The sequence below is a fragment of the Sphingobacterium sp. GW821-FHT03E03 genome (assembly GCF_059420745.1).
Window position 1 is genome coordinate 1 of sequence record NZ_JBWKUH010000046.1, and the last position, 22673, is coordinate 22673.

The 22673-nt window shown below is 34.8% G+C and carries 19 protein-coding genes; 5 read left to right on the forward strand and 14 right to left on the reverse strand.

All coding sequences use genetic code 11. From position 1 onward, the window contains the following. The first annotated feature begins 81 nt into the window (after positions 1-81). From AC07UV_RS25085 to AC07UV_RS25095, 3 genes are all read left to right on the forward strand, one after another. Positions 82-1008, forward strand: coding sequence for a tyrosine-type recombinase/integrase (locus tag AC07UV_RS25085; RefSeq protein ID WP_495185752.1), 927 nt, complete (start codon positions 82-84; stop codon positions 1006-1008). Between the two features lie 95 nt (positions 1009-1103). Then, positions 1104-3980, forward strand: a complete 2877-nt coding sequence (locus AC07UV_RS25090) for a type I restriction endonuclease subunit R (RefSeq protein ID WP_495185753.1) — start codon at positions 1104-1106, stop codon at positions 3978-3980. Positions 3981-4053: 73 nt separating this feature from the next. Beyond that, positions 4054-4248, forward strand: a complete 195-nt coding sequence (locus tag AC07UV_RS25095) for a hypothetical protein (RefSeq protein ID WP_307187291.1) — start codon at positions 4054-4056, stop codon at positions 4246-4248. A 74-nt stretch (positions 4249-4322) separates the two neighbouring features. Here AC07UV_RS25095 and AC07UV_RS25100 read toward each other — a convergent pair whose 3' ends face one another. From AC07UV_RS25100 to AC07UV_RS25125, 6 genes are all read right to left on the reverse strand, one after another. Next, a complete protein-coding gene (locus AC07UV_RS25100) occupies positions 4323-4751 on the reverse strand; it encodes a hypothetical protein (RefSeq protein WP_495185754.1) in 429 nt (142 codons plus the stop codon). A gap of 10 nt (positions 4752-4761) precedes the next feature. Continuing rightward, the gene (locus AC07UV_RS25105; RefSeq protein ID WP_495185755.1) at positions 4762-5181 is read right to left on the reverse strand and encodes a helix-turn-helix domain-containing protein; all 420 of its coding nucleotides are present in this window, start codon (positions 5179-5181) and stop codon (positions 4762-4764) included. Between the two features lies 1 nt (position 5182). Continuing rightward, the gene (locus AC07UV_RS25110) at positions 5183-5704 is read right to left on the reverse strand and encodes a hypothetical protein (RefSeq protein ID WP_495185756.1); all 522 of its coding nucleotides are present in this window, start codon (positions 5702-5704) and stop codon (positions 5183-5185) included. A 431-nt stretch (positions 5705-6135) separates the two neighbouring features. After that, positions 6136-8511 carry a GmrSD restriction endonuclease domain-containing protein gene (locus AC07UV_RS25115; protein ID WP_495185757.1) on the reverse strand — a complete coding sequence of 792 codons (2376 nt, stop codon included), beginning with the start codon at positions 8509-8511 and terminating at the stop codon, positions 6136-6138. Then, entirely contained in the window at positions 8504-10339 is a 1836-nt protein-coding gene (locus AC07UV_RS25120; protein ID WP_495185758.1) for a DUF262 domain-containing protein, read from the reverse strand. Before AC07UV_RS25120 ends, AC07UV_RS25115 begins: the two co-directional genes overlap by 8 nt. Before the next feature lie 1015 nt (positions 10340-11354). Further along, positions 11355-11717 (reverse strand): hypothetical protein, encoded by a 363-nt coding sequence (locus tag AC07UV_RS25125; protein ID WP_495185759.1) that lies wholly within the window; start codon positions 11715-11717, stop codon positions 11355-11357. Between the two features lie 141 nt (positions 11718-11858). On the opposite strand from AC07UV_RS25125, the gene AC07UV_RS25130 reads away from it, so the two are divergent. Both AC07UV_RS25130 and AC07UV_RS25135 read left to right on the forward strand, forming a co-directional pair. Further along, the gene (locus tag AC07UV_RS25130) at positions 11859-12764 is read left to right on the forward strand and encodes a helix-turn-helix transcriptional regulator (protein ID WP_495185760.1); all 906 of its coding nucleotides are present in this window, start codon (positions 11859-11861) and stop codon (positions 12762-12764) included. Positions 12765-12769: 5 nt separating this feature from the next. Further along, positions 12770-13234, forward strand: a complete 465-nt coding sequence (locus tag AC07UV_RS25135; protein ID WP_495185761.1) for a metallophosphoesterase family protein — start codon at positions 12770-12772, stop codon at positions 13232-13234. 6 nt (positions 13235-13240) lie between these two features. On the opposite strand, the gene AC07UV_RS25140 is transcribed toward AC07UV_RS25135, so the two are convergent. From AC07UV_RS25140 to AC07UV_RS25175, 8 genes are all read right to left on the reverse strand, one after another. Further along, positions 13241-14116, reverse strand: a complete 876-nt coding sequence (locus AC07UV_RS25140) for an HAD-IIA family hydrolase (RefSeq protein WP_495185762.1) — start codon at positions 14114-14116, stop codon at positions 13241-13243. A 7-nt stretch (positions 14117-14123) separates the two neighbouring features. Beyond that, entirely contained in the window at positions 14124-15362 is a 1239-nt protein-coding gene (locus tag AC07UV_RS25145; RefSeq protein WP_495185763.1) for a LicD family protein, read from the reverse strand. A 10-nt stretch (positions 15363-15372) separates the two neighbouring features. Then, on the reverse strand, positions 15373-16080 hold the full coding sequence (locus tag AC07UV_RS25150; protein ID WP_495185764.1) for a 2-C-methyl-D-erythritol 4-phosphate cytidylyltransferase: 708 nt from the start codon (positions 16078-16080) through the stop codon (positions 15373-15375). 57 nt (positions 16081-16137) lie between these two features. Further along, a complete protein-coding gene (locus AC07UV_RS25155; RefSeq protein WP_495185765.1) occupies positions 16138-17280 on the reverse strand; it encodes a LicD family protein in 1143 nt (380 codons plus the stop codon). Between the two features lie 49 nt (positions 17281-17329). Next, a complete protein-coding gene (locus tag AC07UV_RS25160; RefSeq protein ID WP_495185766.1) occupies positions 17330-18067 on the reverse strand; it encodes a sugar phosphate nucleotidyltransferase in 738 nt (245 codons plus the stop codon). A gap of 94 nt (positions 18068-18161) precedes the next feature. Next, entirely contained in the window at positions 18162-20306 is a 2145-nt protein-coding gene (locus AC07UV_RS25165) for a glycosyltransferase (RefSeq protein ID WP_495185767.1), read from the reverse strand. Next, complete coding sequence (locus tag AC07UV_RS25170) at positions 20303-22096, reverse strand: erythromycin esterase family protein (protein ID WP_495185768.1); 1794 nt, start codon at positions 22094-22096, stop codon at positions 20303-20305. Before AC07UV_RS25170 ends, AC07UV_RS25165 begins: the two co-directional genes overlap by 4 nt. A gap of 56 nt (positions 22097-22152) precedes the next feature. Beyond that, positions 22153-22673, reverse strand: a 521-nt coding sequence (locus tag AC07UV_RS25175) for a hypothetical protein (protein WP_495185769.1), incomplete at its 5' end; no start/stop codon positions are given.

Below are 22673 nucleotides of genomic sequence, written 5' to 3' on the forward strand. Positions count from 1 at the left end.
CTTAGCACCAAATCCATTTGGAAGATTTGCTATCCTTAATCTGAAATTACTTTTATTTGAGATTCAATAAATAAAAATATAATGATTGAACAAAAACAACTTTCAGAAGTAATTGAATTGTGGAAAACAAACAAAAAACAGTATGTTAAAAAATCAAGCTTTGCAGCATATATATTGTTGATAGAAAATCATTTACTTCCATTATTTGGCAACAAATATTTAATAGAAGAGACTGATGTACAAAATTTTGTCTTCAAGAAGCTAGAAGCTGGCCTTAGCCACAAAACAATTAAAGACATTTTGATTGTCCTAAAAATGATTATGAAGTTTGGCGCGAAGAATAAATGGCTAGAATATACACCATTTGATATCCAATTCCCTACAGAGCGCGAAAAACATAGTATCGAAGTATTAAGCAGAGCGGATCAAAAGAAAATAATGAACTACATTCAAGAGCACTTTACTTTTAGAAACCTAGGTGTTTATATCTGTTTAAGCGCCGGCATGCGTATTGGCGAAGTATGCGCGCTTACATGGGAAGATATTGATACAGATAGCGGCGTCATCAACGTTAGACAAACAATTCAACGCATTTACGTCATAGAGGATGGAAAGAGAAGAACTGAGCTCATCCTAGATACACCTAAGACAAAAAATTCCATTCGAGAAATACCAATCAGCAAAGACCTTTTAAGAATTTTAAAGCCTTTTAAAAAGATTGTCAATCCATCCTTCTTTGTGTTAACGAATGATGCGAAACCTACTGAACCTAGAACATACCGCAGCTATTACAAGAATTTAATGAAAGAACTCAAGATGCCTGAACTCAAATTTCATGGACTGAGACATAGCTTCGCTACCAGATGTATCGAAAGTAATTGTGACTATAAAACTGTAAGTGTCTTACTCGGGCATTCCAACATCAGCACAACACTGAACCTTTACGTCCATCCAAACATGGAACAAAAGAAAAAAGCGATCGAACAAATGTTTAAAGGATTGCGGTAGTCGATTAAATTATGAATTAGGAGGAGCAAATTATAAATACTTTTATTAAATTTATCCCTAAGTCAAATAATTATTACTCCTAATTCATAACGATCTTGAGCAAGCAGTCTGAACAAGTTTTAGAAGAACAGTTAATTATCCAATTACAAAAGTTAGGTTATAAATATGTAGCTCTACCTAGTGAAAAAGCACTATTAACTAATCTAAAAAGTCAAATAGAGAAGCACAACAGTATTGTATTTAGTGATAGCGAGTTTGAAAAAGTCTTAAATCTCCTGAACAAGGGCTCTGTATTTGAGAAAGCGAAAACATTACGGGAAAAGAAACATCACATCATTAGGGATAATGGTGATAATCTATATTTTGAATTTCTAAATGTGGAACATTGGTGCCAAAATGAATATCAAGTAACTAATCAGATCACGCAAGAAGGTAAATATGAGAATCGTTACGATGTTACCTTATTAATCAACGGACTTCCTCTAGTTCAGATAGAATTGAAAAGAAGGGGTTTAGAGATGAAAGAAGCCTTTAACCAAATCAATCGCTACCAAAAACATAGTTTTGGCGCTGGAAAAGGATTGTTCCACTTTGTTCAGTTATTTATTATCAGTAATGGAGTCAACACCAAATATTTCAGCAATTTCGGCACGCACAACCAGGAATTTTTACAGACATTTCATTGGACTGATGAGAACAATATTCCGCTAAACAATATTTTAAATGGCTTTACGGATACATTTTTAGAGCCGTGCCATGTCAGTAAAATGATATGCAAATACATTGTTCTAAATGAGACCGACAAAAAGCTAATGGTTCTACGCCCCTACCAATATTATGCGGTGGAAAGTATCATTAAAAAGGTAACTCAAAATGAGATATTAAATGGCTATAGTATAGAGAAAAACGGATATATATGGCATACTACTGGCAGTGGAAAAACCCTAACAAGTTTCAAGGCTAGCCAGATCTTATCTAAAATCCCAGCAATCAAAAAGGTAGTCTTTGTTGTTGACAGAAAGGATCTGGATTATCAGACGAACAAAGAATATGATAATTTCAGTAAAGGTTCGGTAAGTTCTGCCACGAACACCGATGACTTAATCCGGAAATTCAATGATCCTGAAATAAAGATCATTGTCACTACCATCCAAAAGTTGAATAATGCTATTTCGGGTAGGAATATCTTTAAAATGAGGTCAATTCAAGACGAAAGAATGGTGTTTATTTTTGATGAGTGCCACCGTTCGCAATTTGGTGATACACATAAAAACATTGTGAATTACTTCAGCAATATACAACTGTTTGGTTTCACAGGTACGCCAATATTGGAAAAGAATTCCGATGGGATGAAAACCACCACTAGCTTGTTTGGCAAATGCTTGCACAAATATGTGATAACGGATGCGATACGTGACGAGAATGTGCTTAAATTCTCTGTCGAATACATACAGACCTTCAAAAAGAAAGATCATATCATCGATCTAAAAGTAGAGCAAATCAATGAAAATGAAGTGCTAGAAGCTCCTCAACGTAAAGAGGCAATTGTCGATTACATCATTCGATACCATGATCAGAAAACGCAGAACAGAAAATTCTGCGCGATGATGTGTGTGCAGGATATTGATACCGTAATTCATTACTATGAGATATTTAAGCGCAAAAAACTAAATGGTGAACATAGCTTACGTATAACAACAATATTTAGCTTTGCTCAGAATGAAGACGAAATGGAAGACGCCATTTACTCACAGTTGAGTGTAGCTGCGGAACCTGAAATGAAATACGGTAACCCCAAGCCACATCGTAGAGAGTTGCTGGAAAACTATGTTCATGATTTCAACGAAATGTATGGTGAAGCGCAGGATATCAGAGACAATGAAGGTTTCTATAAATATTATAATGCGGTAGCTGGTAAATCTAAACACCCTAAACATGAATCTGATATTCTGTTGGTTGCAAACATGTTTTTAACAGGTTATGACAGTAAGAATCTCAACACATTGTATGTAGATAAAAATCTCCAATTTCACGGACTAATACAGGCATTTAGTCGCACCAATCGAATTTTGGATAAAAATAAAACGCAAGGAAATATAGTTTGCTTCAGAAATCTAAAGGATAAAACGGATGAAGCTATTGCTCTATTTAGTAACAAAGAAGCTATTGACGAAATCATTGTAGAGCCTTATGAGACTTATGTAGAAAAATTTAATCAAGCAACGCAGAAGCTTCTTGAGATTGTTCCGGGGGTAAACGATGTAGACGGATTATATACTGAAGAGGATAAACTTAAATTTATTTTAGCTTTCCGTACGATGATACGGTTGCATAAAAAGATGAGTCATTATTCCGAGTTTACTTGGGAAGATCTGAACATCGAAGAGCAATTATTTGCGGATTATACAAGTAAATATTTGGATCTTAAAGATAGGCTGAATACCAATCCATCTCCTGAAAAAACATCCATCTTAAATGATATCGATTTCGAACTTGAATTGATCAGACGGGATACCATCAATGTGACGTATATAATCCAGCTCCTTATTAAATTTAAGTCGAAAAAAGCAGGCAAGGATAGAGAAAGTATCGAAAAAGATATCGCCAATCTGCTTAACACGGAGGTTTCTTTAAGAAGCAAAAGAGAACTGATTGAGAAATTCATCCAAGAAAACCTTCCACATATTGAGGATAGTGATACTATTCCGGATGAGTTTGAAAAATTCTGGAATATAGAACAAGAAAATGCATTGCAGGACTTAATCAAAACTGAAAACCTGCTAGAAGAAGATACTGAAAGGCTAATTGAAAACTATCTTTTTACAGAGAGAGAACCGCTACGTAAAGAGGTTCTCTCTCTTCGCGCTAACGGAAGACCTAGCGTCCTAAAGTCCAAAGAAATTGGTGATCGTATTTTAAATAAGATTGTAGGGTTTGTGGATACTTTCGTTAATGGGATAACGGGACTATAGTAAGAAGCTTAAATTAAGGAAGTGCATCAATAACACCAAACAATGTTTAATACAAGTAAAATAAAAAAGAACTATGGCATTATATAAACTAAAAGCACCTAGGCAATTTGGCGATATGCCAAAAGGCTATGAGTTTCAAGTTGTTTCAGCCACTATACCTACACCCAATGCAAAGGATGTTGAAAAAGAAATAGCAAGATTAGGATTTAATAGACAAGCCCAAGGATATAGAAGTCCTGGCAATTTTGAAGTAAAGAAGATAAGTTAGGAAATCATTGAGTGATACTATTCCATCAAATAGTACCACTCAATGATTTTCACAAATAAACTTAAACTTATATTTTATTCAGATATTTTTGAATTCAAAAGCTTGTTAGGATTGACTACGGGTAAGATGATGCCATTTAAATTGGTTTCAGCCAATCTGCTGTATAAAATTCCTCTAAGAGTAGAATAAGACAAGCCAATCAATGTACCCAATAGCTGGCCCGTAAATGCGGTCCTGCCATCTTTTTCACTAAGGAAATCTAACATATTCTCAACCTTAAAATAAAAATCATACAGATATTCAGCGAATACATGTTCAGTACATGAAAACGACACCAAAAGGGATATTTTAAAAGACTTCCTTTCTAAATTATGCTTGATCGACTGAGCAATATTCATTTGGAATTCCTTGTCCTTCAGATCAAATCCTAATTCTAAATTCTCCCTTATTGGCTTTATTTTTTCAAGTGAAATCTTCTCTGCAATAACTTTTGCCTCGTTCATAACCTATTGATTAAGCAGATACGTATTCACCAATTGACACCGACTCTTCAAACACTTCGTCCTGAACGAAGTCACTAGAAGGAATCCGACTATGAACAGTAAAATATATGTTCTTATGAATAGGCTCTACAAAAATAATCTCCGTATCTAAAGCAGCTTCAATCGCTACAATAGTTTTGGTCGTAAAAGTATGCTGACCAGAAAGCCATTTCGAAATTTCGGACTTTTGCTTATTCATCAATGTGGCTAGATCCGAAGCTTTCATGCTCTTACTTGTTAAAATTTGCGAAATTTTATCTGAAATAGCCAAGTTTTTCTTGACCAATTTTTCTATCGCTGGATCTCCATGTTTCTCCAACCACTGGTCTATTACATTCACCTCCAGTAGACCCCTTTTCTCTTGGTTGGCTTTTCTTCGTGAAAGTTTCATTTTAATAATTTATTTTAAAATCTTTATTATAAAGAATATCCTGATAATCATCACTCCATTCTATATCATCATCTGCAAAACTCTGATCAATTAATCTGGACAAAATGTTTGCCAAATTAAAATGCTTCCTTACATGTGGGCAATTCTGAGCTTTTTCAGCTGTTTTAATAGCTCCCCCATATAAAATCACTACATGATCATTCAATCGATGGCAATATAAGCGCAAGTTATTACTCGTATTCTGGTCTTCTTCGATATAGGTCGGCTCCTTGTTTATTCCATTCGGAGGGAGAGCTTCAGCGGCCATTTCATGTCGAAAATAACTAGCTTTTGCTCCATACCGATTTCCAATTTGTCTTATCCAAGCCAAGATATGATTTAGTTTCGCAGATTCACTTCCTGTATGCTGTTCTAAAAAAGCCTCAAATAGCGATTTCTCATTCTCTCCACCATTGATAACAATAGAGTAGAAAACTACTTTTTCATATTCTTTAATGAACTTTATTGAAGCAAAGCTACTCATATAACAGTATTATTCAAAATTTAGTTTACTTAAAAGTGAACTTTTAACATTATTTTAAGAAATCCTTTGGTTACTAAGGTTAATAATTTCAAATATACTAACTACAACAGAGTTCTACAAGTCCTCTTTGTTGTATAAAATTATTCAATAAATCGCTCATCTTTCTATTGTGGTCACCAATTAACAATCCTCCTAAGAAATATTATACAGAAATACGTGAAACCATATCATGCTATTCAAAAGAAGGTGGAATCTTTTATCTCAAAGACGAAAATGTGCATTACCGAGCAATATTTAGTAGCACAGAGTTTGCCAAATTCTTTGACGATCAATATTGGCAACTTTATGAAGAAGAATGATTATCATTATTCATTACTAAATTCCCCACAAACGGATATAAATCCGTTGTGGGAGTCAAAATATATATAAGATTAAATCAGTTCTTTCGCTTCTACGGGCAAATTAGTTTTAATTTTAATATATAAATTGAAAGCGTTAACACAATCTAAATACTCTTTTTCTATTGCTGGATTTTCAACCATCTCATATTGATCATCTTCCTTATGCAAAGTCTCAAAACATAACGTCTTTGTATTTTTGTTAAATTTGAGGTAAAGATCTGAAGCCACAAAATGGATCCTACAATCTCGCTCGCCCGAATTAGCAGAAGAATATTTAACTAAATCGCCGCCATACCTCTTTTCGAGCTGTTTAAACAACACCCAAGTTCTCAATTCTCTATGATTACCACTCAATTTAGTTTTATCAAGTAATCGTACAAAATCACCTTCATCTGCATCTACCCAATTGATAAGACGCTGACCACATTGATCAATCAACGACCCATCTTCTAAAATATATCTTCGCCAGTCATTTACGTTTGTTATTCGAGTACTAATAATATCCTCTAAATCTCCGGTTTCACATTCACTGCTATTTAAGATATTTAAAATTCCAGAGTCTTCGCCACTGAAAACTTGACGCCAGTTTTCATCTCTCTCCCTTGCAGAGTTATAGGAACTTTTACAAAATGAATATCTGTAGCTCCCTTTATCTGGCATCCACGTATCACCAAATATTAACAAAACCTGCTGTAAAATCTTACTTTCAAGATGCTCTTTAGAAAACAATTTTTCAAATCGTTCCCAGAATTGTTGGAAAGTATTAAGTTCAAATTCCCCGTTTCCGTTTCTTGACCAGTTTATAAGAAAATCGATCTGACCATAGAGATAAAAATGATCCTCAGCTTTTTCGAATGCTTTAATAATTTCGGTATTGTTGTTTTCCAGCTGAAATTTGTGAAACTCCTCTCTTACTTGTTTCTCTGAGAAAAAATCGGTCCATTTTTCATTATCAATATAAAGTGGTTGATCACCTGATAGAAAATCATGTGTAGCCTTAATTGAATGTATAAATCTCGAAAAATCGTCAATCCGGGTATTATAAATTATATTTCGAAATACCCTCATCCACTTTCTAAATTCCGATCTGTTAAACGATGATCTGCGAACTAATAACAAGAAGGCGGCGTAAATAAAAGTTTTGTGTAAAAGAGATTCGATGGCATGTATATCAATTACCGCCTGTCGAAACTCCCTCTCACTTGTAAATGTACTATTCCATACGTCAGATGTATCAAGCAAAGATTCGCTTTCATAAGCTAATTCCTCCAGTAAATTAAACAGAAAAGATATATTTTCTTCAGTTATTAATTCGTTCTCTTCAAAAAATTTTAATGACAAAAATGCATCTGAGTTTAATTTATCAAATTTTAGTTTTTTCTCTTTTTCTTCTTCATCTGAAAAAACAATAGCATAACTTAAAACGCTTCTGATAAAACTGTACATCAATTGATCCGACTTAAGCTGATCTTGTTCCCAAAAGATACTGTACCAGTCCTGATCTAATTTATCCTTCCAATTGGTAAAATAGGATTGTTCTTTCAAACATTTATTTTTCTCCAGTAACGCATCTACTTTCCCTACAAACCATGATTTAAAGTTGTCGTAGTCACTCAAACTCTTACCTGTTGAGTTCATTTTCAAATAAATATCGTCAGTTATACCCTGCTCGTTCAAATCCAGAAAATCAAATTTAATTTTAGGAGAAACAAATAAATTGCGATAAGCTAATTGGAGACTTTCATCTTTGTTTTCAAGACTAGCAAATCTATCTTCTATTTCTCGGAGCATAACGAGCATACCCTCAACAGTGGGATCTTTAAGCCAGCTAATTAAAAACCAACTTGCATCCTTAATAGCGTCATCAATAGCGAGCTCGGGCGATAAAGATTTCGCATTTCCAACCAATTTTGAAAGGAAAACATCGGAAGATTTTCTAGTTTTATAAGTAAGCTTCCCTTCCAATAACGAGATTTGCTCCGGGCGGAATTTTAACGCTACATAAAAGTGCAACAGAAACAGAGTTGTAAGCCTCTGTTGCCCATCCAGAGGAATAAATAGATCTTTTTTTAAATCTCCCCGATCTTTAACAGTATAGGAAATCTGAAACTCCTCAGGGCTAGAATATTTAGCGATTGTTGCGAGTAAAGCATTAAGATTTTTCTTCGCAACTTCTCTATCATATTTTCCAAACTCCTCATCAGCATAACCATAAATGAAGTCTAGCGGCAATATTTTCTGTGTGTATATTGAAATATGACAAATTAAATCTTCTACAAAATTCTCCCTGATTTCATTTACAGTATCATTTTTGCGTCCCTGTACGTAATCTCGTTGTAATATAGGGATTTGAATTTTGAACTTCGATATGATATCTACAAAAGAAAACTGATTATCATTATTCATAGGACAAGTAAGGTGCTAAAGTGTTCTTAATATCTTTTTCATAAAACTCGCTATCTGTAACACTCCAGTATCCAAGCTGTATGCTCTCAGGATCTGTTATCATTGTTTTGCTGAAAACATTTAAAGTACCTAATGGCAAATAGATTTTTTCGCTATCTTTCTTTTTGGCATCATTCATTTGAAGTACTAAAGCGCGCTTCTCTTTGAAAGAACCATTGCTCAATTTTGAATTGGTTACCTTATCTAATAAAGCGAGGTTCTGAATCCCATGGACAGGAAATTCCTCTTCAAACGTATCCTCTAAAGCGCTTAACTGTTTTAAAACCGGTGCTGGTATCTTATCCATCTGCCTGACCGGCTTCAAACTATCACATAATTCATCATAATTGATCTCACTAAAGTCATATTGATCAGAATCTACTTTTATTATTCGCTGCTCATTATCTGTTTTTTCATCATTAATGAGCAGTTTGATTTCTCTTAGCCATTCGAGCCAATTTTCAGCAGTCTTTTCTTTTGGATTCTGAGGCTGAATATGTTCAAGCGACCACTCTTGCTCAACAAACTCTCCGAAGGAAAACTTTTGACCAGGATAGAATTTTTCGGTAAGTAAAATATTATAAAGTAACAAAACCCCCATACACCTACCATAGCGTCCCCTATCGTTCTGTTTTGAATAAAGAAGCTCCTTGATTTCGAATGATCGAAAATAATCAGAAATCTCACCATCCAGCCATTCTTTGAATTTTAATTTGGAAGTGATTTTACCGTTATTATACTCGTTCAATATCCATTCGAACGAGTGAATACCCATATTCACAAGAAAGCCTATTCGATGATAATAATAGGTATCTTCAAACCACTCCTGAACAATTCTATACTTATCATATATCAAGGACCAAGATCTCAGACTTTTATTTTCGTTCATTATAAAATAAGCTCCTAGATCTGACTCCAACCTGTTTTCAGTCACGATATCAAAAAGTTTACCAATCCGTACATCATAATGTTGGTTGTGGCTATTGGTAATAAAGAACCAAAAATCAGGGTTTCTTAATGATTGCTCAATCTCATCCCATTCATTTGCCAGATTTTGCTTTCTAAAATGTTTTACCTCAACATTATAATCGGGATTAGTTTCTATGTCCAGTATAAAAAGGGCCTTTATTAAATCAGCTCCTGTTAGCTTTATTTTGTTTTTGTTAATATTTGCAAAAAGCTTTTCGGCAGTAACATTTAATAGCGACAAATCTACTTCATACCATATAAATTTTATCTGTGTTTTTATTTTGTCAGCAATATTGGATAGTGTAGCCGTATTTAGCTTTTTCAGCTCGAAATGACAAGTACAATAACTTTGGAAAATGTGAAAATTATCTCGGTTCCGTTCTTCCTTTTCTAATATCAGCTCGTTCCATAGAAGGAGGACATGGTCGAGTGTTAACTCTTCCAATTCATGTCTAAATGCATTGCTATAGAGTTTTTTCAAAAATATCTCACAAGACCGTGTTTCATAGGAAATATTAAAATCTTTGATATCCAGTTCAATCGTGTAGCTCCGCAGACAGTGCATTAATATTTTAAAGGTTGTAAGACGTTGTTGACCATCGATTACTTCATAAGTAGAAGCGGATATATTCGTTACAACAATAGGCTGCAAACAATAGACACTATTGGCACCGCATTCTAAAATATCTCCAATTAACGTTTTAATATTGTCAATATCCCACCGGTAACCTCTTTGGTAGCTTTTGATTTCAAAATTTTCAATACCGGCATTTAAAATCTCTAAGATTGTATATAAATCTGTATTTAATTTATATGTCATTTGTAAATATTTAATCTTCTATTGCCCCAACAAATCCATCGGAACAACTGTGCTTCGTATTTTATTTTGGATAGGCCCCATCAGCAAAGTATATCTTAATTTTAAATGATGAATGCTTTTTCCTTTGAAATGGGATTGTTGAGTAATAAACTTTTCTTTAACAAATTTGGGAAACTGATCTTTATCAGCGCTCCCTAAGTTTAATTTAATCAATTTCAAAGCTTCTTTGAAGTAGAAGATATCCATTGCTGTAAAACACTCCATTTACAAAGCAGGTGCATGTTTTCCCTTACCAACCCCATTTGGATGTCTATTACACGTACCACTTGTAAGGCTTGAAATAGATGAGTATCTTGTTCCACAATATTTACAGGTATACTGTGATTTTTCGCTTCCCTCATATAATTTATGCTTTCCTTTTTCTGGTCCATTTGGATGTCGATTACATGTGCCACTAGTTAGACTTGACACACTAGAATACTTAGTTCCACAATATTCACAATAGTAATTTGCCATAATTTTCAGTGTTATATATATATTTATGCCTACTCTCAAGGTTTTCGGCGTCCCCTTATTTTGATAAGAAAAATAAACTCATAATACGCCAAAACATGGCTTTTTCTGAATACAAAACGAATATCTATTAGGTAAACTCTATCTCTATCCAAGCTGTGGTAACTATAATAACCAACTCAAGTATCAATAAAATTGCGTTGATTGTTACTCCCACTCTCGTTCCTTTTTCCATGACGGCTAGATTCGTCGTCAGGCGTGATTTTACAGTAATTAATAATAGGCTCATTAGAGTAATATGACTTGCGTAAATTAATAAATATTTATGTAGATAAAAAATAATATCATTTGTTTTACAATAAAAGCGACACGCTAGATTAACTTCCCCAAATATATATGCCAATAACGCCAAAGAATGTCACTAATAGCGGTAGGGATAAATTTTATTTAAATTCTCCGTTTCATACTATCGAGGTTCAGGCAGAATAAATTTACGCGATATTTACTCTCTATCTTCTTCCTTTGAAACGATAATACCCACTTCAGATAGCCGTTGGCAGATATATTCTTGCCGAATCAATATGCGATCCATACCAGCTGCTTCATTGTACCGATCTATCAGATAATTTACATCTGATGATGTTATCACAGTATACGCAAAGGATAATCGTTCTTTTGGGAATATCCGATAACCATGGTCGGGCATCACATGAAAGCTCAAACTAAAGGCTACAATTGCCATGGACGAGACTTTGATAAATGACTTTGTTGCATTCCATAATGCGGTTCCGATGCCTGTTCCGCTATTGGCCAAAATCTGTTGCTCCCGTTTTACGATGTCCTGTTGGTTGGTTTCTTTTTCCATAAAATAATTGTTTGGTCCAAACTTAGCCTGAGGTGCGGCCAAAGGACGTCGCTATATTAAAAACAGGATTATTTTTTTCGCCTCAATACAAAGCGCCATATTTTGTCGTTATCTCAACTTATATTTGTCAAAAGCTTAATCATGTCTGTTAGAGAAACCATATTACGCCATAAATTAGTCATCAGCAAATTGCGCCACAAGCCGCTTTCTTGGTTAGAGATTGATCGTATCCTGCAAGAGCAATCAGCTTTGCTCGAGTACAACCTAAACGTCAGCCAGCGTCAGTTTCAACGCGATATTGCGGATATCAGCTCGCTATATGGGATATCGATCGAAAACAACCGTTCGAAAAAACAATACTTCATCCAGCAGGACACCGAAGAAGCGGAACGTGCACTGGATGCCTTTGACGTATTCAACCTGATGCGCCTGGGAAATAATGGTTCTAAAAAAATTGTCTTTGAACAGCGTAGGCCTCGGGGTACAGAGTATCTGGGTGATATTGTGTATGCCATTCACAATGACCGTGCACTCTATTTCGATTACTGCAAATATTATGAAACCGAGGTAGAGCACCGTCGGTTATTTCCCATTCTTATTAAAGAAGTACGCAACCGCTGGTACGTCATTGGGCAGGATTTGGACAAGGATAGTCTCCGGATATTTCCATTGGACAGGATCTTAGCTCTGGAAGTTGTAAAGACTGGAAAATTCAAATCAGTGGATATAGATCCCGAAACGCTTTTTGAACATAGCTTCGGCATTATACTTCCGCGCGAAGACCAACGCATTGAGGAAGTGATTCTTTCCTATTCCGAATTTCAGGGCAATTACATCAAGTCGTTGCCTTTGCACCATACGCAGGAAATATTGGTCTACAACGACGAGGAGCTCCGTGTAAAACTCAACATCTATGTCACGCACGATTTTGTCATGGAACTGCTTTCCGTAGGTGCCGAAGTCAAAGTCATTGCCCCTCAAAGCCTAGCAGATAGCATGAAAGAGGAATACCGTAAAGCGTTGCAACCATCAGTCCTAGATAAATAGCCTTTATGCATATTATTAAGGTAAAAGAGAAAACCGTTTTATTGCTGTCTGACACGCATGGTATGCATCGCCAGCTGGATATTCCAGAGGGGATTGATATCGTCATCCATTGCGGCGATATCTGCGACGCAGGTGATATGGATCAGCTTTCGGATTTCTTTGTGTGGTATGCGGGGCTTTCCATACTGCACAAAGTATTTGTTCATGGGAATCATGATCTACCATTCGAACTGGAACCGCTGCGAAGCAAAAAATTGATACCTGAAGGTATCCATTGGCTAAACGACAGTTCGATTAGGATAAATGATATCCAGATCATGGGCATCAGCGGTTTTCCTTTTTTTCACCTTGTCGAGTCGGACGTAAAAATTGATATTATGGTGTCACACTGTAGATTAACAATAAAACACATCAAAATATCGCTTTTCTTTTTCCATTTGAATATATGCACTTCTCAGATCGGTAGATAGAAGTAATCAAATTATCTCCATTTTAGATCTATGCACCTTTAGCATTAACAGTCCCAATTCTTTAACACTAGGTACAATGAGATCCAAATTGATAGGTGATTCATTAACATCATCTAAATCGGCTTCCCCTGATAGAACAAGAACACCAAGACTTCCTGCGTTGTGTGCCGTCAGCATATCGGTATAAATACGATCACCTACCATAGCTACTTGATTTACCTCCATATTTTTAGAAGCTATTAACCCTGTTAATATTTCAGCCTGAGGTTTGCCCAATACTTTATCTGGTTTGCGACTTGTTGCAGCTTCTAGACATAGAGCTATCGCTCCACAATCTACCAGTACAGCCTCTTCATCTGAAGGACATACAAGGTCCGGATTGGTAGTAATATACGGTTTCCCTTGCTTTGCCCACCATGCGGCACGGCATAGTCTAGCATAGGTTAAGCTAGTATCAAAAGATACTATCAGGGCATCTGGATCTTCTCTAGAATTCTCATCTAAAACGATAAACCCCCTGCTTTCAAACTGTACTATTAGACTAGGGGTACCTAGAATAAATAAACGTCTCCATTCAGGATAATGAGTAATAATAAAGTATATAGTAGCATCTGCGGAGGTAAATAAGTCTTCTAAAGAAACATTCACCCCCATCGCCTTAAGTTTTGTTAGATGATCTGATGAGCTCTTGGAAGAATTATTTGTCAAAAAAGAATAACTGATTCCCAATCTTCTTAGTGTATCCAGGAAATCAATCGTATATGAAAAAATTGTTCCTCCAGTATAGATCGTTCCATCCAGATCTAATACAATATGTTTTATCTGCTGCAAACGTCTGAAAATAGGCTCTGGTATCGTTGAGCATTCCGTGATATAATTCATAACTGATCTAAAAACACAAATCTATATTGCTATTCTCCGAAGTAACATATCGTCCTTTTTCATCTACTGTAATAGGTAGACTAAGGGACTTGAAAGCCCGGAATTTTAATCTGTGTGACCATGTAAACACTTTTATATAAGATTTCCAATCTTTATATTTCGCATCTAAAAGACCTTTATAATCATGTGGTAGTTTCAATTTGCAACCTTCAAACTTTGTTTCAATTGCGGGAAAAAATATTTGTTTTAAATGTCTACGTCCATCACAAGTATATATATAACCATCTTCTTTTTCAAAGAAAACCCATATATCAATAAATGGGAATAGGTATGGAAACCCTTCCGTTTTTTGACCAGATTTCAGCCAAAACTTATGGTACTGCTGACCTGTATGCCCCCACATCCAAGTACAATGCTCTATCACTCCTCGACGCTTTATTTCTTGAATAAAACAATCTATATCACGGGAGTCAATGGCTAGATCGATATCATCATCCCATGGCATGATGTTACCGTGCCGAACAGCACCTAATAGTGTGCCTGCATCCAAAAATAGGTCTAAATTCATTTCTTCTGCCACAGAGGAAAGATGCTGCATTATATAAATTGCTTGCTCCTTAGTCTCTTCCGTCCATGCGTGGTGGTTAAATATCGCTTCCTTTATCGCTAGATTGCGCATAATATAATCTGGCGAATTGATTTCATTATATTCAAACCAGTCCATTTGAGAATAATAAATATTGATTTCGCCTGAAATTGACGCAGTAAGTAACTCTTCATCGACTGGTTGAGAAATGATCTCACGTGTTATCATTTTACGAGCGCCATTTTTTGTGATGAAATAAAAGTAACCTCCCCAAAAATAGTTAAACCTACTCGTGCAGAGTTCGACAGTCTTCTCTCTTCCCTCTTTTGAAATTTTGTCATAAGGAAAAAACACATCCCAATCTTCGTCATCTGAAAACTCTGCTAAAATATCTTCTATTGTGACCGTTAACTTGACTACCTCTTCGGCTATCATACATTTATCATGTGAAGAAGATGCTATGAAATGATGCCAAATGCTATAGTGAGTGTTGTAATATTCAATATCATAGTCCGTAATCTTTACACCAAATTTCTCATAAAACATATTATAGTCGATCCTTTTAACAGTACAGGCCGGAATAACTTCACAACCAAAAGAACCAACTACAAATGGAACAGGTCTACCTGTATCGTCATTTTTAATAACATACATTTCCATAAGGGTTCAACTATTGTTTATCAAACATCATTGGATAAATAACTTCAGCAAAAGCCAAATCTAAAGGGAAGGTTATCTTGATATTTTCTCTATTGCCTTCAACAAGGTGAACTGAATGCCCCATATGTTCTACTGGTATTGAGTCGTCCCTAAAAGTTACGTGATAGCCCTGATCAAAAGCCTGTTTTAGTATTTTATATTTAAACACTTGAGGGGTTTGGACAATATGAATATTAGACCGATCATAAAAACGGTCCAAAGATTCTGAGCGCTCCTCTTTGTACAGACGCATTGGGTCAATTGTTGGAATCACAGGGACTACCGCACCATATTCTTCGGCTTTGGCATAGGCCTGTAAAATAACCTCTTGCGAGACGAAAGGTCGAACACCATCATGAATAGCAACCAATACGTGATCGTCATCCGGAATAATATCTAGGGCATTTTTAGCGGAATGAAACCGTTCCTCGCCTCCGATAACAATGGTATGCGGAACAGTAAAATTATGATGCTCAACCATCTTCTCCCAAACTGAAACATAACTTTCCCCCAATACCAAAATAATTTTCAATTCAAGCGGGCAACGATCAAAGACACTTAAGGTATGCATAAGCAGGGGTTTGCCTGCTACTAAAGAAAACTGTTTGGGCATTTTTCCCTGAAATCTATTCCCAACTCCACCTGCTAAAACGATAGCATATAATTTTAATTTATTCATGATTAAGAAAATTTCGAAACACTGCTCATTGTAACATGTATATCACACTGCTATTCTTCATTGGCTTAGTAATCCACTTTTATCTACGGTTATATAGGCCTCTAATAACTTCTCTCGGGTTCGCTCTTCTCTATGAGAATATGGATAAAAAACAATCTTTTCTTTCCAATCAGGATACCTATTATTTAAATATGCAACAGCGTTTTTAGGAATTTTCACACAGGTTTCTTCAAAATAGAGCTCGGTCAATGGAAAAATGTCCGCTATTGGATATTGATAACCGAAATCATAACGCACTTCCGAATCAACAATATTGAACGGCCAGATATCTATAAAAGGGAACTTGTGTCTGTGACCGGGTATCTCTTTGCAATCACGGAACCAAATTTTGTAAAATAGGTGCTTCCCATACAAGTAGGCGGTTCCCATTTCTATATTCTCATTTTCTCGAAGCTGACTTAAAAATTTCCCTATGTCATCATTGTTTATAGCAATATCTAAATCATCATCCCATGGCATTATTTCTCCATGTCTAATACAGCCCAACAATGTTCCTTCATTTATAAACAAATCAATTCCTAAATACACCGCTTCAGAAAAGGCTATTTTTAGTAACTCTCTTACCTTTTCGCGATCATGAGAACTCCATCGGTTCTTATTAAAGATCGTAGATAAGATCTCGCTGTTCCTACGTTCGTCATATCTTATTATCTTATTTTTCAAGTTGAAACCATCATCTTTAAAGACAAAAGAAGTTAACTTACGATTACCAATGAGCTCAAGAATAATATCACAATACGGCTTATCTATCTCCTTAACCCGATCGAGAATAATTGCGCATCCCTCTTTAGACACTAAATAATTCATGTCTGACCATTTGTATCCTAAGCTATAACCTTGCTGAGGCAAATATCTAGCAGGTGTCTCCTGTTGAAGAAAAATAAAGTTCCAGTCATCCTCTGATATGTCAAAATCGTAAATTACATCCGGACTTTGTAATGTTGTATAAATCAATGCATATTTTTCCTTACCGGACATAAAATCTTCCAAAGCTTGAATATGTAGGTAAACCTCATCTACTTCCAGCTTACTTAACTGAAAGCCATACTTCGCATTAAATCTCTCTAAATTGAGCCTATACCTAGAACGTAAATGTTCATCTTTCGATTCGATAGCAAGCTCGATTTTATATTTTTTCATCTTTCTATATTGTCTAACGGATAAGTGATTTATTTTTAATTAATTACTTTCATAAAACATTTTCATTATTAAAGTATTCTGCCATTTTACTCAGATCATCAACAGAGTCAATCTCATACCATTCATTTTCGTTTACGATATGGATAAAGACATCTAATCGATCCAAATAATCGAAAATTAATTTGTCCCAATAGGAATTCTTATATGCATTAAAACGGCTAATATCATTATACAAAGTTTCAAACAAATTATTAATTGTAGCACATGATTGCTTACACCAGAAAGAAACTCCCATATTGATATAGTAGGATTCAGTAAATAAATTTGGAAATACTCGCCTATCTGCCACATGAATAGATTGAATTTGTAGACTCTCATTATATTTAAAATACCATTCGTATTGGACAATGACTTTTTTTGAACTGTAATACACCGATTTATCATGGGTCATAAACAGATTCGTAACCATAAAAATATCGGCTTCGATAATCCATGTGTTTTTCAATCTATCTCTGACCAAGAATAAGGAGTAAAAATTGTTGGTACTATCATAGAGATCATTTATAACAATATCAATGTTGTTATATTTATCCTTTAGATATAGGAAATTTTCATACAGATATCCCACGACGATAGTGATATTCTCAATCTTAGCTTCTTTCAAAAACCGAATCTGCCTTTCAATAATTCTTTCATCCCATACAGACAGTAGTGGCTTAGGCATGTTTTTGGTCAAAGGCAATAATCTTACCCCCTTCCCTGCTGCTAGAATAATAGCATTTGTCATGATATGATTATAGAATCTAGTTTTATGTAATAGTATAAGATTACTTAAATGGGCTGTTAATTTTGCTTCTGGTCGAAAATTGATTCATTGTAAATTAAGCTACATCACATAAAAATCGCTTGACATAAGTGCTAAGTCTTGGTGTATCAATATTATTATCTATTTCTAATTTTGAAAATAATCTATGCAGCCAATCGGTTAAAAGCTCATTCTTTGTATAATTGTTAAAATATAGCTTTTTATACCCCAGGTATATAGCTAAATGTAATGCCAATTCCTTAATCTCATATTCAATCTCATAATAATCAAGTTGATCCTGTATGATTTCTGCAATATGATTTTTAATAATATTCGATGACTTTACTGTTAACAATTTACCAATATATAGAGACGTCAAATATTCATTAAGATTAACACCTTTAAATTTTTTTAAAAGCTCAAACCAAAATTTCAATTCATCAATTCGACTACCAAATGATTTAAATTTTACTGTTTTTAAAGCTGTTGCCCGGAAGAGAACATTTGTCAACTCAAAAGTATTTTGGAATAAATTTAACACGCTACAGTCCTCTGACAATAGTGGAAATTGTTTTATTCCATTTCGGTTACCGGCGTCATCCAACATAAAACAGTTAGACCCTACAAAATCAAGTTTAGTTTCGGATAAAAGAATATCTAATTGTCTTTCAAATCTATCCGCCTGCACCATAGCCTTTTTGGTAATGATTGAAATAAATTCTCCTCTACAATCTTTAATAACCTCGTTTAATAAACGAACAATTGATTGACGTTTTGGAACTGTTATAAATCTTATTTTTGCATTTTCCTTTTCAATTTCCGGCATAAAGAAATTGAGGTTCGTCTCCGCGATAAAAAATATTATTTCAAAATCGACATAGTTTTGCTCAAAAATATTACTAACGATTAATCTGTAATCCTCTAAATTAATATCAAAACAAACCATAATAACTACTTTGCCCAACGTCTCGCTATTGTCGCTTGTTTGATGCTTGGATTTTAATGTTCGATCAGCCAAATGCCTATAAACTTTCAATGTTTCGTCAGCCATAACTTCTGATTTGAGTTTTTCTAAGGCATGGACTTTTGCAACTTTGGCGAACTCGTATGAATAATCAGCATTGTTCAGTAACATATAAATTGCATCCTTTAATTCCATTACATCTACTTTGGCCAGATTTTCATTAAACAAAAGTGGAACTTTAAGTCCTCCATTTCTAGGTACTATTTCAGCCAGTCCGTCCACATTCGTAACAATGATTGGTAAACCTGAATGCATCATTTCAATGGCTGTGTAACTGCATTGCTCAATATATGAAGGTACAACTCCAACATCCGCCATATGATAAAAATCAAAAAGTGTTTTCTTATCGAGATTGCCTGTTATAGTTATTTTTGACCAAATATTACCAGCAGCGTTAATAACAGACTCATAATTCCCTTTACCTGCAATCACCAAACGAACATTAGGTGTTTTATCCAACAGTAACTTAAATGACTCGACAAGATCAACAACACCTTTTCTAATATTGACATTACCTGCAAATAAAATTATCTTATCTGAAACAGGAAATCCATAATCTACTTTTAAATCATTCTTCTCCTTAATTGGGGAATCCATCACTTTCAACCCGTTATAGACAACTGTTAGCTTCTCATCGTGTAGACCAAACATCTTTATCAACGCGCTTTTAGCAAAATCGGTGACACAAATAATATGATCCACGGATGTGTAAGAGATATACTCTCGATGAAGAGCTTGGTCAATAAAGTGCTCTTTATAATCCGAAAGAAAATTCGCGTTTAATCTATTGAATAAATTGTAATTGCCCACAATATGATCTCTCCATGGAATACAATGTTTGGTCAATAAGGTAATACACTTAAAATTCTTCTTTAGTACCTGTGCAAATGAAGCATGATTTATCCAATTAAAATGAAAAATTACAGGTAAATCCGCAACGATGTTACTTTTTAGCAAGTGTATAAGAGAGTTATTTAAATCAATATCTGAAATTTGCAGTTCTTTAGGATATTGATAGTGAACAATATCGTCAATAACTTCTTTCTCTACCTCCGGCCTCAATTTGGTATTAATATTAATGTAACTTAAATTGATCTGGCTTTGATTTAAGAAACAATCTGTCAATTGCTTAACATAAGTACTAAGACCGCTTGAATTCTTATTATAATAATCAATAAAAAATAGCTGAATTTTCATTTTGCAACTTCTGTAGAATTATTCTCCATTTTCTTTATAAGGTCGGTATACTCCTTTTTTCGATCTTTAGAATAGAAATGCGGTCCGGAAAAAGAATCATAGCCATGCCTATTTATTGCAGTTACATTTCTTAAAAATACAATTGCATCATATCTCTTTTTTACATTACCAAAATCGTTGTAATCACTTTTTAATTTATACCTACTTATGCCTAACATTTGATTTGGAGGGGCATTCAATCTATCAGTTGGAAAATAGAAGAAGTCAATACCCGATTGAAAGGCATAACTTTCCAATGTCTGGACACGAGGTATCTGAATTGTATCGGTAGTATAATGGAATGATTTACAGTTATCCTGAAGGAATGTACCTGTACCAAATGTGAAATTTATAGAGAAATAAGCATCCTTATAAAAACGAGCTAAATAATTCCCAAGCATTTTTTCGGTTTTTGTTCCAGTAGTAAATGGTGTCTTTTTTACATGCCAAGAATGTGCTAAAAGGACAATCTTTTCCCCTTCTTCCCGGTATAGCGAATCCAAGAAACATAACCTCTTAAACATCTTCAGGTCTCGATCAAAGTACCACTCTTCCACATTCGAAAATTGTGTTTCTGGGTTGTTGTAGTCTGCAACAAAGTACTTATAAAAAGCTATATCCTGTTTATTCAATCCTGTACAAATGGCCTGATCTGCTTTAATTTTATTCAAAGCCTGCCTAGTCTCAGCTGCCATAAACATCGGTAAATAAGGTCGCATAAACTCCTGCCCAAACAGATTTAGATGATAATCCATCAAAGGGTAATCGACATTCCCTTGGCCTATAGGATTATCAATACCAAAAATTTTAACCTGTTTTGAGTTTGAACTGTTGTAATTCTTAATCCATTCCAATAACCCCTCCAATCCATCCATACCGGAAAATGTTAAATCAAGATTCCTTCTTAATTTTGCTTTTCCTGATTCGTTTAATTTACCCGTAATATATAAGTTCATTAGAAAAACTAATTCATAAGGAAGTTCCAATAACACCAACTTACAGTTGTGGTGACTAATTAAATTTTTAACAAACAGATTACGCGCCTCCTTTAAATCATTGCTACCATGTGTAATTTCGCCCAAGCCAATAACTTTAATATCTTTTATATTTGGTATTGGGTTTTCAAATTCATTTTCTGACTTTTTTAGAGGCTTAATATGGGACTTATCAAACACGGTGTATGTCGAATCAATCGGATATTTAATGATAGACGATGTCATATCCCTTCCTCCACATTTTATTGAAATATTCCGAAAGTCCACCACTTGATCATTATCTTGATCACCTCTATAGGTAATCGTTAGCTTTATCGCTGCAATCTTTCCTTTCCCAACAGAAACCACATTCTTTTTCCATTTTGTATTGATCTTGACCTGGATCGTATCGCTTTCTAACGCTAATTCCTCTGCATCATAGCCGGTAACATCAACCCATAAAGGAAAGTTGGTATAACCACGCGTTTCAAAACTAATATGAAGATCTTTACGCTCAATATTTGCCGGAAAAACTATTATTCGGGACAAGGTAAAAGACATTGTTTTGTCGATTCCCTTTTTATATAAAACACTTAGAAATCTCTTTTCTTTTTCTTCTTTTTGCTTAAAACTCGAACTACTCTGCGCTTTCACCCAATTCCGATCACAGTCATCAACTTTTAACAGCCCCAAATCAAACCTACTCTTAAATGTATCTTGCGCTGCTAAATTTGAAAAAAGAAATAGGAGAATTAATTGTGATAATAATTTAGTCATAAAAGTCAAGGTTCTAAAGACAAGTATTTTTGCTTAAAAATACCTGTCTTTAGATTTTAATTAAAAAAACCAGCTATTCTAGGATCATTATTAGCAAGCATACCATTTGTCCCATTTTGTGGGTCATGATAGTAAAATCCCGATTTACCATCATGTGCCGTTACTACAATGGCATGACCATTTCCGTTTCCATTATTAAGAAATACTACTGACATATTACCTGAAGTAGATAAATCAGCATCACCAGATAGACCACTATTGGAATGCAACCCCATACTATTTGCAAATTCTGTTGCCAAATTAAAATCTATTCCTGAATTTGAAGCCATCAATTTGCCAATATCGTCGGCTCCTGGTATACCTGATAAGCCACGACTATCCGAGTAGAATGCCCCAAAGCTATCATAGACATCCTGATAAGATCGTCCTGTTGCGAATGCAATTGCATAAATTACACAATCATTTTCTGAACCAAATGAAAAGCCACCTAATACGTTAAACATCTGGCTAAGAGACATAAGGGATAGCTCTTTTTCTAATTCTTCAAAAGCTAATTTTGTTTTTTTCTTCATGATCT